General features: G+C 40.9%; 15 protein-coding genes. 3 read left to right on the forward strand and 12 right to left on the reverse strand.

The genetic code is table 11. The annotated features are described in order from the left end of the window. Nucleotides 1-8 precede the first annotated feature (8 nt). The 11 genes from JWQ34_RS00430 to JWQ34_RS00480 form a co-directional block, all read right to left on the reverse strand. Complete coding sequence (locus JWQ34_RS00430) at nt 9-482, reverse strand: ribonuclease H-like YkuK family protein (RefSeq protein ID WP_299352298.1); 474 nt, start codon at nt 480-482, stop codon at nt 9-11. Nucleotides 483-621: 139 nt separating this feature from the next. Beyond that, a complete protein-coding gene (locus JWQ34_RS00435) occupies nt 622-1,152 on the reverse strand; it encodes an OmpA family protein (RefSeq protein WP_299352301.1) in 531 nt (176 codons plus the stop codon). Between the two features lie 71 nt (nt 1,153-1,223). After that, nucleotides 1,224-1,673, reverse strand: a complete 450-nt coding sequence (locus JWQ34_RS00440) for a KTSC domain-containing protein (protein ID WP_299352304.1) — start codon at nt 1,671-1,673, stop codon at nt 1,224-1,226. A gap of 229 nt (nt 1,674-1,902) precedes the next feature. Next, nucleotides 1,903-2,340, reverse strand: coding sequence for a ubiquinol-cytochrome c reductase iron-sulfur subunit (locus tag JWQ34_RS00445; RefSeq protein ID WP_299352307.1), 438 nt, complete (start codon nt 2,338-2,340; stop codon nt 1,903-1,905). A 30-nt stretch (nt 2,341-2,370) separates the two neighbouring features. After that, nucleotides 2,371-3,282 carry a DUF5777 family beta-barrel protein gene (locus JWQ34_RS00450; protein WP_299352310.1) on the reverse strand — a complete coding sequence of 304 codons (912 nt, stop codon included), beginning with the start codon at nt 3,280-3,282 and terminating at the stop codon, nt 2,371-2,373. 28 nt (nt 3,283-3,310) lie between these two features. Further along, nucleotides 3,311-3,856 carry a YceI family protein gene (locus JWQ34_RS00455; RefSeq protein WP_299352313.1) on the reverse strand — a complete coding sequence of 182 codons (546 nt, stop codon included), beginning with the start codon at nt 3,854-3,856 and terminating at the stop codon, nt 3,311-3,313. Between the two features lie 2 nt (nt 3,857-3,858). Beyond that, nucleotides 3,859-5,151, reverse strand: a complete 1,293-nt coding sequence (locus JWQ34_RS00460) for a hypothetical protein (RefSeq protein WP_299352316.1) — start codon at nt 5,149-5,151, stop codon at nt 3,859-3,861. Continuing rightward, nucleotides 5,148-5,786: a sigma-70 family RNA polymerase sigma factor gene (locus tag JWQ34_RS00465; protein ID WP_299352319.1), complete on the reverse strand. Its 639-nt coding sequence runs from the start codon at nt 5,784-5,786 to the stop codon at nt 5,148-5,150. Before JWQ34_RS00465 ends, JWQ34_RS00460 begins: the two co-directional genes overlap by 4 nt. Nucleotides 5,787-5,976: 190 nt before the next feature. Next, entirely contained in the window at nt 5,977-6,369 is a 393-nt protein-coding gene (locus JWQ34_RS00470; protein WP_299352322.1) for an HIT family protein, read from the reverse strand. Nucleotides 6,370-6,488: 119 nt separating this feature from the next. Next, on the reverse strand, nt 6,489-6,962 hold the full coding sequence (gene greA / locus JWQ34_RS00475) for a transcription elongation factor GreA (RefSeq protein WP_299352324.1): 474 nt from the start codon (nt 6,960-6,962) through the stop codon (nt 6,489-6,491). Nucleotides 6,963-7,228: 266 nt separating this feature from the next. Next, entirely contained in the window at nt 7,229-8,167 is a 939-nt protein-coding gene (locus JWQ34_RS00480) for a 2-hydroxyacid dehydrogenase (protein ID WP_299352327.1), read from the reverse strand. A gap of 226 nt (nt 8,168-8,393) precedes the next feature. Here JWQ34_RS00480 and JWQ34_RS00485 point away from each other — a divergent pair, with 226 nt between their 5' ends. After that, the gene (locus tag JWQ34_RS00485) at nt 8,394-9,464 is read left to right on the forward strand and encodes a hypothetical protein (RefSeq protein WP_299352329.1); all 1,071 of its coding nucleotides are present in this window, start codon (nt 8,394-8,396) and stop codon (nt 9,462-9,464) included. 3 nt (nt 9,465-9,467) lie between these two features. Here JWQ34_RS00485 and rsmA read toward each other — a convergent pair whose 3' ends face one another. Next, nucleotides 9,468-10,247 carry a 16S rRNA (adenine(1518)-N(6)/adenine(1519)-N(6))-dimethyltransferase RsmA gene (gene rsmA, locus JWQ34_RS00490; RefSeq protein WP_299352332.1) on the reverse strand — a complete coding sequence of 260 codons (780 nt, stop codon included), beginning with the start codon at nt 10,245-10,247 and terminating at the stop codon, nt 9,468-9,470. Nucleotides 10,248-10,368: 121 nt separating this feature from the next. Here rsmA and pdxA point away from each other — a divergent pair, with 121 nt between their 5' ends. After that, nucleotides 10,369-11,424 carry a 4-hydroxythreonine-4-phosphate dehydrogenase PdxA gene (gene pdxA / locus JWQ34_RS00495; protein WP_299352335.1) on the forward strand — a complete coding sequence of 352 codons (1,056 nt, stop codon included), beginning with the start codon at nt 10,369-10,371 and terminating at the stop codon, nt 11,422-11,424. 115 nt (nt 11,425-11,539) lie between these two features. Further along, nucleotides 11,540-11,968, forward strand: coding sequence for a CBS domain-containing protein (locus JWQ34_RS00500; RefSeq protein WP_299352337.1), 429 nt, complete (start codon nt 11,540-11,542; stop codon nt 11,966-11,968). Nucleotides 11,969-12,287: the final 319 nt, after the last annotated feature.

A 12,287-nucleotide genomic window follows, 5' to 3' on the forward strand; every position in this document is an offset into this window, starting at 1 on the left:
CAACTTTGTTATTGCACCATCTTATTAGCGCAGCATGAGCTGGCAAAGGCCTCTGGTTTTGCCTTAAATACAAAGCCCATGCTTAATATATAACCCATAGCCTCGTGCAGGGCCTGGTTTGATTTAAACATAGGGTTGGTATTAATATCGGCATGCACTTCCAGATCAACATCATACAGGTCAAGCAGGTCGCAAAGTTTGTAAGAAATGTCTATTGATTTTTGCACCTCGGTAAGCATCCGTTCTTTAATGCTCATCTTTTGCGATGTGCGTTCCTGGTGGATAAACATAAAGCCGCCCCTGCCCTCGCGCAAAAAAACAATTACAGTCGCAAAATCGGTTATAGCACCTTTAACCTGCGAGTCGGTGCCGATGCATACTTTAAGCTTGTTACCCAGCAAGGTTTCCCGTTCAATTACTTGTTCTACCTCTTCAATAATAGGTAATTGGATGATCTCGCCGCTAAACTTTCTCCAGGTCATAAAACTCGTTTTTTAGTACTCGTTAATGCATATCCTAAAGATAAAGCATAACGCATGACAAAAACGTTACCGGAGTATCATTTATTTGTTAACACTTACCTAAATATCAACAGGTTAACCAATAAAACTTTAGGAACTACTATTGTTTCTTTATCTCAACCCGACGATTTCTAACACGGCCGGCTTCGGTAGCGTTATCTGCTATAGGTTTTTTATCGCCATAACCCTTAACGGTTAGGTTATCAGCGCTTATGCCCGAGTTAACCAGGTACGCCTTTACAGCCGTAGCTCTTTCAACAGATAATGACATGTTATGTGCGTCTGTACCCTCTGCCGATGCATTGCCGTTTAGTACAAAATTTACTGACGGGTCTTTTTTCATTTCACTTGCCGCTTTATCCATAATAGGATAAGAAGCTGTTTTTAATATGCCCGAGTTAAACTCGAATTGTATGTTGGCAAAGTTATAGTTAGGTTTTTCAACCGGTGCCGGAGCGGGCGCAGGAGCTGGTGTAGCTGCTACAGGTGCTGGTGTTGCCGCTACAGGTGCAGGCGTTTCAGTTACGGCTACAGGTGTTGCCTGGGCTATCTTTTTTGCCTTGCAAGCTTGCATTAAAGTAACTGCTGATAAAATAAAAACGGAGAAGTAAAGGGCTCTTAAAAATTTCATAGTTGTGATTAGTTGTTTGGCTTAAAAACGAGCTTTAGGGATAGTTATTGTATGTTATTTAAGTATAATAATTAACCGTTGGCCACTAATCTGCTTAAACTCCTGTAAACAAATTCGTTATAAATATGCCTTCGGGCAAATCTTCCCGGCGAATCTGCATTAACCAATTTTACATAAACAGCCCTGGGTACATCAAAATATTCATAAGCGTTACCGTCAGAAAATTCAACCTTCAACACCTGCGATTTGAACTCAAAATCGGTAATACTGGCCGTAGCAGTGGTTGCATTATATTCGGCTAATGATTGGTCACGGGTTTCGGGCGCTATGCTTACCAAAAAATGGTAGGCCTCAATAATAGTTTTGCTTTTCTCTTCTGCATCCAGCTTGGTTTCTTCACTATCCTGAAATTTATCCGGATGCCAGGTTTTCATTAATCCACGGTAAACCGATTTTAATTCCACTAGTTCGGCTGTTTCTGTAACGCCTAAAAGCTTTCTGTAGTCAACAATTTTTTTCATATTATAATTTCTAATTTATTGTAATTGAAGCAGAAAGCATTAAAACTAATAAGCACTTTGTTCAAGAAAATAATTTTGCAAAGCTACAGAATATTTTGGTAGCGTTAAAAATATCTCAGGATATAGATGAATGAGGAGCAAATTGCATATCCGGGATGGTTTGCAACTATTGAGAAGAATGTATAAGACTTACGAAGTTTAAAAAACTTCGTAAGTCTCTATTTGGGTATTACACCGTTACTGTAAGCGTACTGCCGGCAATAGCAACTGTATACTGTTTTAATGATGTAGTAGCCGGGCCCTGTATTAACGCGCCGCTTTTGCTAAACTCGCTGCCGTGCAGTGGGCAAATAAACAAGCCCTGGCTATTGTTATAGTTAATAGCTGTTCCTTCGTGGGTACAAGCTACTTGTACAGCTGTAAAGGAGCTTATAGCATTGCCTGAGGCTATTCTTACCAATATAATACCGTTTGATATTTTTGAATCGCCAACGGCGGTAAGAGAAGAACCAAGATCCACGGAAAATGTGGTGCCGGCCGGCGGGGTGTTTACATTATTGTTTGATGGGTTGGCATTGCCACTTTTGCTGCATGCTACCATGCTGCAACCCATACATACCGCCAGCGCGCCTATGCCCAGCTTCGATAAAAACTCTTCGCGTTCCATAATATTACTTTTTAGGGGTCGGTAAATTTATTATTTGTCTTTTTTAACCTTCGGATTAAAATCAAACATCCTTGATATGGTAAAACCTATACGGTATTGCCCGTATGAAAACCGTTGCTGCGAGTTGGTCAGCATATTCATTTCTGATACAGAGTTGGCATTGGTAACATTTACCGTAAATACGTGGCCGCCGGTTTCAACTTCATAACCAAAACCTATCGGATCCTCAAACCCCACAGTGTTTTTCCTGAAGTTTGAGAATGGGTGAGCATAATCAAATATCAGCCCGGTATGATTAGTTAGTTTAACACGTGCCGATGCCTGCATTGCAAAAAACGATTGCTCATTGCCCGGCAATATCGGGAATGGTGTATTTTCACGCACATACGTTGGCGCTACTTGTATAGAAATATCAGACGAGAATTTACGCGCGATAATGGCTTGCGCTAAATAAGATAACCTGCTGCTAAACGTAGGGAAAGTAGTCCCCTGGTATGGTTTAGCACCTGCTTCGCCAACTAAAGTTATTGCCAATGGCGAACTATTATCAGATGTTTGATGCATCACGGCCCACTTTGCCTCCAACTGTACTAATTGGCCAATGGTGCTTCGGCCCAAATCAAGGTTAAAATTGTCGCTAACGCCGTATTCAAATCCAAAGAAAACATCATTAACACGGTCTATACCAAACGCGGTTTCTCCGCCGTTACCTTTTCCGGCAATATCGCCAAAACGGTGAATGATCTGGAAATTAAACTCATTCTTTTTAACCGTCTCGGTGGTTTGTGACAATACTAACCGGGTTGATTTAAATATGGCAACCGGTACAGGTCTTTCATTAGCATTCATCGCGCTCATTAAAGAATCAGCCGATGATTTTTTTTGTGCTTTTGCTCCCAGCGTCAATCCCAGTAAGCCTAATAATGCGATGTGTTTTTTCATTGTTGTGGATAATTGTTGTAATTAATTTCTATTTAGCTGCCGTGTAAGTGGCAGAAACATTCATTTTAATACTCTCTGCAATGTTGTGAAACACCAATCGCGGTATTTCAATATGATGATCGACACATTTTACCATAAACTCTGCCGTCATAGTCAGTACTCCATTATTTACTGTAAGGTTGCCCGGTATGGTGCGGTTTTGTTTAACATTATGCACATTCAGCTCGCCGGTTACGGTTATTGGATAGGTGCCGTTTTTTGTCAGATCAGGATGTTCCTGCACTTTTCCTGTAAAAGTAGCTCGCGGATATTTATCGCTTTCCAGGTAATCGCTGTTAAAATGCTCCTGCATTAATGATTTGGGGAACTTGAAGGTATTTATAGCTAAACTGAATACAAGGTCGCCCGTATTTGAGTTATAAACTGATGTACCCGATGATGTTTTTGCCGCAATATCCTCGATCGGCGCGGTTGAAAAAAGACTGATCTGAGCATTTTTACAAGCATAGAGTCCCTGCCCCGTCTGGTTTAAGATGCTTAACCAGGCGAGTAAAATAATACTGATATGTTTCATGTTTACTTAGGTTTTGTTAACAAATTTATGTTCCAGTTTAACCCTACAGCTACGCCAAAGGTCTGTACCCTAACCTGGCTGTAACCTATATCTGATAATGGTATTTTATAATAAGGGGTAAGGCTTAACCCTACTTTCGAATTAACCTTGCGCTCATAAGTTGCCTCCAGGTTCATAATGCTGAATAAATATTTGCCCCGGGTTTTCACGGCGTAATAGGATGGGCCATATAGTGTTGATGAGGTCCCATAATCATAAGTATAACTTTCATGCATCATGATGTATGACGACATGCCTGCTCCGATGGATATTTTATTGCTTGATTTATTGTACAACTGGTAGCCAAGGTTAATCGGTATATCTAACACACGGCAATCTGCAGTTACATACTCTGGCTCATATTTTAACTTATAACTGGTATTATACTGGCTATAAGGTATAGTATATGGTTTGGTTGAATATGAAGCGCCGGTGGTCAAGCTAAATTTCTTTACGCCTACAGAAAACAGCAGGCCAATATTGGTACCCTTACTGCTTGACTGGAATGACCCAACACCGTTAACCTCTGAAGCTGCCAATGCTCTTATAGCAAATTGCGGATGAAATGCCGACAAGCCCGTTTTTTTAATAGCCGGTGCAGAAGAAATTACCAAAGCGTTAATGCCGGTCTTTTTCTCACCGACAACTGATGCCAAAGCGGGACTGCCAAAATCATTTGACACACTAAGATCGGTTGTTGGATTTATAGCCGCCAATGGACTATAAAGCTGTACTGTATCTCTTGCACCCGGTACATTAGCAAATACCGGACTATTGCCCTCATATTTTCCTTGCCCTAAATGTGTTGCCCCTCCAATACCATGCTTACCATTATTTATACGGGCGGCTAAATACTGTGGTTGTAGCTTGTTTTGCTGTGTAGTGGTTTTTTCATTCTTAGCTGCGTTTGCTGAATTAGAAACTATTGGACCCGTTTTTTCCGGCTGATTTACAGCCGCTGCCTGCCGTTGTTCAACAGGTGTTTGCGCTTGTGTTGTACCCTTTGGGTTTACTGCTACCTGCTGTGTATTTTGTACTGTACTTGTTTGTGGCCTAAACATCCACCAACCAAAAAACGCCAGCAAAATAGCTGCAGCACTGCCCAACATAGGCAGCCAAAAAACTCCTCCCTTTGGTTTACGTTCATCAAGCATGTTTTCAAATGCATCCCAATCACTTTCCCTGAATTCGGTTTCATCAACCGGATCCCTGAGTCCATGTTTAAAGATGTCATCAATGCCTTTTTCCTTTTTCATTCTCTAATGCCGTTTTTATTATAAAACACCGGGCCAATTGGCGTTGCGTTTATTGCAACAACCGGTGTAAAATTTACTCCGTTTATGTAATTACCGGGTGCATCTGCATCCAGTATCATTTGTTTTAGTTTTTGCCTTGCCTTAAACAGGTTTGATTTTGATGTACCTATGTTTATATTCAGCATATCGGCAATTTCCTCATGCGAATAGCCATCTATAGCAAACAAGTTAAAAACCGTTCTGTATCCCTGCGGAAGCCTCTGCACCATTGCCAACAGATCATTATAATTTAAATTATTATCGGTAGCCACGCTGGCATCATATACATGCTCGGCCTGGTCCAGATCCTCGGCGTATGCCATTTTAAGGTTGGCCCGGTAATAATCAATAGATACATTCATCATGATCCTACCCAGCCATGCTTTAAACGGCCGCGAGGTATCATAAGAATCTATCTTTGTAAAAACCTTAAAAAACCCCTGGTTCATCACCTCAGCAGCCTCATCACGGTCGCCGGCATAGCGCAAACATATAGCCATAGAAAACCCATAGAATGCCTTGTAAAGCAATTTCTGGCTTTTCCTGTCCTGTTTAACACAGCCGTGGATCAGATGATGTAACTCTTCTTCGCCCATAAGGGTTATAAATAGTTGCTTAGTTGGTGTTTCCCGTTTTTATATGCATCACGTTGATTACTGCATAAAGGTTGCCCGAATGGTTAAATTTACTTGAAAATAATTGAAAATGAGCGCATAAAATCAATATATCAGATGATACATTGATAACAACAAAGAATTCGCTATCAAAAATCAGATAGGACGATAATTATAACGCTTCGCGGATTTTATCAGCAGTAGTTTTAAACTGCTCGGGAGTAAACTTTAGTTTGGGTTTGGTAAAGTTCATGTCATTAACCCCGTTAATAGGGATTAAATGTATATGGGCATGCGGCACTTCTAAACCTATAACAGTAACACCTATCCTATTACATGGGATAACCTTCTTCATAGCCGTGGCAATAGTTTTGGCAAACAGCATTAGCCCGGTATAAGTTTCATCATCCAGGTCAAACAGCTTATCAACTTCCTTTTTGGGGATAACCAGCAAGTGGCCCTCTGCCAATGGGGCAATATCTAAAAAGGCTAAAAACTCGTTGTTTTCGGCCACTTTATAGGCTGGTATATCGCCGGCTATGATCTTTGAAAAAATGCTTGACATAGGTTAATGAGTGAATTATTGAATGAGTGATTGAGTGATTGAGTGAATGTGGATTTGCAAGTTTTGAATAAGCTAAAAACATTCACTCAATCACTCATTCAATAATTCACTCATTAAAGTTACCTGCTTACTTCTAATATCTCAAACTCCATTTTGCCTGCTGGTACGGTAATTTCGGCAATGTCGCCTACTTTTTTCCCTAGCAACCCTTTAGCAATAGGCGATATCATAGAGATCTTTCCGGTCTTCATATCAGCTTCACTTTCGGCTACTAACTGGTAGCTCATGGTTGCGCCGTTTTGTATGTTCTTTATTTTAACGATAGATAATGCCAGTACTTTTGACACATCCAGTTTCGATTCGTCCAGCAAACGGGCATTAGCCAGTGTTTCCTGCATTTGCGATATTTTAGCTTCATGCAAACCTTGTGCTTCCTTAGCCGCATCATACTCGGCGTTCTCAGAAAGATCGCCTTTATCCCGTGCCTCGGCTATTGCCTTTGATATATTAGTCCGGCCCGTGGTTTTTAATTCCTGTAACTCTTGTTTTAATTTTTCTAAACCTTCTTTGGTAAAATATGCTACCTCTGCCATAACGCTTTATTTAATTTCTTATTTGTCTAATTGGTCTGTCAAAAAAAACCGCCCTCCCTATTTTAAGAAGGACGCAATGACTTTAAAAACAAACAAGACTATGCAGGCGTACCCGTATAGTCTTGCTTTATGTAAAACGAAGATAAGTTATTTAAGTTTTAATATGCAAATTTTTGTTGGGGTAATAAAGATTGATGATTAAAGATTGAAGATTAGTTGTATTAGCATTCGTAGTTTTTCAGTCACCAATCTTCAATCTTTATTAACTAATCTTCGCGCAGCGCGGCAAGCTTATCAGCCATTACCTCGCTTATCCTTCTATATGAATCAAATGTCCAGCCGGCAACGTGGGGCGTTAAAATTACTTTGCCTAATTTTTTCAGGTCATCAAACCATTCCTGCTCGCCTAATGCCGGGAATTTTTCTGTTTCCAACACATCCAGCCCGGCACCTAAAATTTTGCCCTCCCTAATAGCATTTAACACCGCCCTAACTTTGGCCACTTTACCGCGTGATGTATTGATAAAAAATATAGGCTTTTTAAAGTGGAACAGCAGCTCATCATTAATCATACCGTTTGTTTCGCTGGTCAGCGGCACGTGCATGCTCAACACATCACTATGTTTAACAATTTCTTCCATGCTTACCTCGCGGGCATACTTGTCAGAAAAACCGGTTTTATATTTATCATAAGCAATAACCTCAACCTCAAAACCTGATAACTTTTTGGCAAAGCTCTTCCCCATAAAACCATAGCCTATAATACCAACCGTTTTACCTTTTAATTCAAAACCCCGGTTAGCTTCGCGCTTCCATTCGCCGTTGCGTATTTCGGCATCGGCGGTATTAAAATGGTTCATTAGCGATAATAATAAGCCCACCGCATGCTCGCCAACCGCGTCCATGTTTCCTTCGGACGCGTTGATCAGGGTTATGTTCTTTTCTTCGGCATAAGGCACGTCAATATTATCCATACCGGCACCGGCACGACAAACAAAGCGCAGGCTTTTAGCTACGTCTATAACTTGCCTATTCACATTAAATTTTGAGCGGATAACCAGTCCGGCGTAATCGCTAATAATTTGTAATGCGCCGTCCAGTTTTATTAATGGCTGATAATCGCATACATACCCCATGGCTTCTGCCTGTTCAATAAATATGGGGTGTATATCGTCAACGATGAGTATTTTGTTGTTTGTATTCATTTACTACTACTAAAAGGCCAAATATACATAACGAAAGATTAACTAACTTTGGAATATGGCTCAGAGATTTTATAAAAAATCAAAGGTTTTCGACACTGTAAAGACCTTTAAAAAAATTAAGGATAAAATATCTATGGATATTAAAGACATGAGTTTTGAACAGTTGTCAATCTATCTCAATAAAAACAAGTTAACTCCCAAAAATTGATTTATCGACCTCATACTTATGTTGAACCTTGCCTTGCCCTTTAAAAATATTTTCCTCATTATCAATCTATTATGTGTTATCCAATATTCAAACGCACAAACAATTGCCCCAAACTCTGACATCACACCTATCACCAAAGCAACCCCGCCGTTATTTGATTTCTACAGCAAATATTTAGATTGCGGTGGTATCGCCATTCGTTCGTCAAACGCGGTTGATGATAAAGCATTACAAGTAGCTGCTCAAAAAATAAATATGATGCTGGCTAATATTCCTAATGCGCGCCATAATTTGGCGCAATGGGGGGCCGAGATCCATATCATCGGTAAAAACCAGCAAACATCTGACCTGCCCGAATTTCGCGATCAAAAAGGCGTATCATACGTTGATAATACCGGTATAACCACAAATATTGATAACCGTACGCGCGGCTTGGGCGGTATCTATACCTCATGCGGCGAAGAAAATCTATTGAATTTACCCGGCGACCGCTATGCAGGTGGATCAGACATTTGCATCCGCGAATTTGCGCATAACATTATGTATTACGGACTGGATGATAATTTGGCGAAGAGAATAAGAGACCAATATAAAAATGCCATCGCCAAGGGGTTATGGAAAGGCGCTAACGCCGCCGTTGATGCCGGCGAATACTGGGCCGAGCTATCAATGTGGTACTTTGGCGCACATGGCGAATTTTTAAAAGGCACCAAACTACCTGCAGCGGGCCCGGATGGTTTGATGGGTTATGACCCCGAGGGCTATGCCCTGGCAAAAGCCATTTATACCGGTAAATTACCAATTGAAGTTATCGATGTTACGCCGGCTAAAAAATTACCCACAAGTACCATATCGGGCACAGGTACTAATAAGGCATCTATAATGTTCGTGAACAATACCGGGCGTAAAGTGAAACTGTTCTTTATAGATTTTACAGAAAAATCACGTCCTTACGGGCAAATTTCGCCATATAACAGGTCCATACAAAAAACCTTCGTATCGCATGTTTGGAAACTGGAGGATGAAAAGGGTAAAGCATTGGGTTATTTTACCGCTACAACACCTAATGCTATTGTAATAGTAAATTAGGCGCTATCTGTTCGCTGTAATTTGTTGGGTGATCTTTACAAAGTCATCAACCGTTAGCCGCTCGGCGCGCAGGTCAAGTAATGGCTCTTCGGTCATTTTTTCTTTGTTGATGAGGGATGATAACGCGTTACGCAACGTTTTGCGGCGTTGATTAAAGCCGGCTTTTACCACTTGCCAAAAAAGCTTTTCATCGCAATCCAATTGTGGAGTCTCATTACGCGTTAACCTGATAACTGCCGACAATACTTTAGGCGGTGGATTAAACACCCCCGCCTTAACCGTAAACAAATATTCAACTTTATAATAGGCCTGCAAAAACACACTCAATATACCATATTCTTTACTGCCCGCTTTTGAGGCGCAGCGTTCTGCCACTTCCTTTTGAAACATGCCTACTACCTCAACTACCTGCTGACGATTATCCAACACCTTAAAAAGTATTTGCGATGATATATTGTACGGGAAATTACCAATTATACCCAACGGACCGGTAAACGTAGCGGCAAAATCCATCTCCAAAAAATCGGCATTGATGAGCTTGCTGCCCAGTTTTGGGTATTTCTTTTGCAGGTACTCGTAACTCTCGGTATCAATATCGATCAATGAAACTTCGTAGCCTTCCCGCTCTAACAATATATCCGATAGGATACCCATGCCCGGTCCAACCTCCAACACCTGGCTGTACTTATTTTCGGGGCGCAGACTATCAACTATCTTGGCAGCGATATTTTTATCGGTCAGGAAATGTTGCCCTAAATGTTTTTTTGCCCTTACTAATGTCATTATTAATCAAATATTTGAGCAAATTAAGTCATATTTGTGCTTTAATCAGGAACTCTGAGCCTAAAATCTTTTCTTTGCGTTGTAATTTACGATGAAGAAAGGTTAAATCATCTAAAATAAAATGAGCGAAAAACTTAAAATAGGCATTAGCATAGGCGACGTAAACGGCATTGGGTTAGAGATAATTATCAAGACACTTGCCGAGAGCATGATCTATAATTATTGCACACCAATTGTTTACGGCCATACCAAAGTAGCATCGTTTTATCGCCGTGTTACCGAGGCAAGCGAGCTGAACTTTAATGTAATAGACCATCCGTCAAAAGCACAGCCAAAACGTGCCAACATGATCAATTGCTGGGAAGAGGACGTTAAAATAGAGCCAGGTGTAGCCGACAAAGAAGTTGGTAAATTTGCCTTTGCTTCATTAGAACGTGCTACTGCCGACTTAATTAATGGTGATATAGACGCGTTGGTAACCGCCCCAATAAATAAAGACACTATACAAAGCGAAGATTTTAACTTCCCCGGCCATACCGAGTATTTGCAGGCCCGTGATGGTGCTGCCGAATCATTAATGTTTTTGGTAAGCGACACCCTGCGTGTAGGTGTAGTTACCGGCCATATCCCGGTTACCAAAGTTGCCGAAAGCATCACTACCGAAAAAATATTAGCCAAGCTAAAGTTAATGAACACCAGCTTACGCGATGATTTTTGGATACGCAAACCTAAGATTGCCGTACTGGGACTAAACCCACATGCCAGCGATAATGGCTTAATTGGTGACGAAGAACAAACTACCATCATCCCCGCTATTGAAGAAGCACGATCAAACGATATATTGGCTTTTGGGCCGTATGCTGCCGATGGTTTTTTTGCCAACGCTACTTATATGCAGTTTGATGCCGTACTGGCCATGTACCACGACCAGGGGTTGATCCCTTTTAAACAGATCGCTTTCGAATCTGGAGTTAACTTTACGGCAGGGCTAAAATTTGTACGCACATCGCCTGACCATGGTACGGCTTATGATATCGCCGGTAAAAATATGGCATCAGAAATATCATTCCGCGAAGCGATATTTACAGCCCTGCATATAGTTAAACATCGTAAAGAAGGACTAGAACTGAACGAGAACCCGTTACAATTTAGCAAGCTAAGCCGCGACAGAGATTAAGCTATCAACAAAAGAAATAAACAAATGTTAATATAAAGGCCTCATCTAGAGGCTTTTTTTATTTTGCAGATGGTTATATTTGGAATAACCTGTTGTACCACTAAACCCCTATGTTATGCGTAAAGTTTCTGATATCCTTACCCGTAAGGGCAGTAATGTGATTTCTATTGACGCCCAAACATCTGTTTTGGATGCGTTAATTTTAATGGCTGGTAAAAACATAGGCTCGGTAATAGTTACTGAGGATGGCGAATATGCAGGCCTGCTTACCGAAAGGGATTATGCCCGTAAAGTTGTACTGGAAGGCCGTTCATCTACCGGGACAACCGTACGCGAAATTATGAGCACCGGCCTGCCCCGAATATTACCAGATAGCTCGATAGAAACCTGCATGCATATCATGAGCGAAAGCAACATCCGCTACCTGCCTGTTTTTAGATTGGATAAATTATGCGGCATTATATCCATCACCGATGTGGTTACCGAAACCATATCTGTACATGAGGATACGATAGAGCAGTTGAAGAGTTATATACAGTCGTAAAGGCCAATTCCCTACTGGTCAGGATTTATAATTTAAGATGATTCAAAAAAGATGGTTCGGCGATGCCATGTGATTATACTTTGCATTTTTTAAACCCACTCCTTTTTCGTATTTTTGTATTAGCCACTGCCGCTTTCGCCGGCACTCAAAGCCTCGCTATTTACAGGGTATCTAAAAGCAAAATATTATCTCACAAAACAGTCAATAATAATCAATCCATTGACAATCAGTTCCTTGAATAGAAAACTTACTACCAACATACCCGCCGATACCCGATAAATGGCAATTTTTACTACCGGTAAAACCACGGATACCTGAA

The sequence above is a fragment of the Mucilaginibacter sp. genome (genome assembly GCF_028288185.1).
GTDB lineage: Bacteria > Bacteroidota > Bacteroidia > Sphingobacteriales > Sphingobacteriaceae > Mucilaginibacter.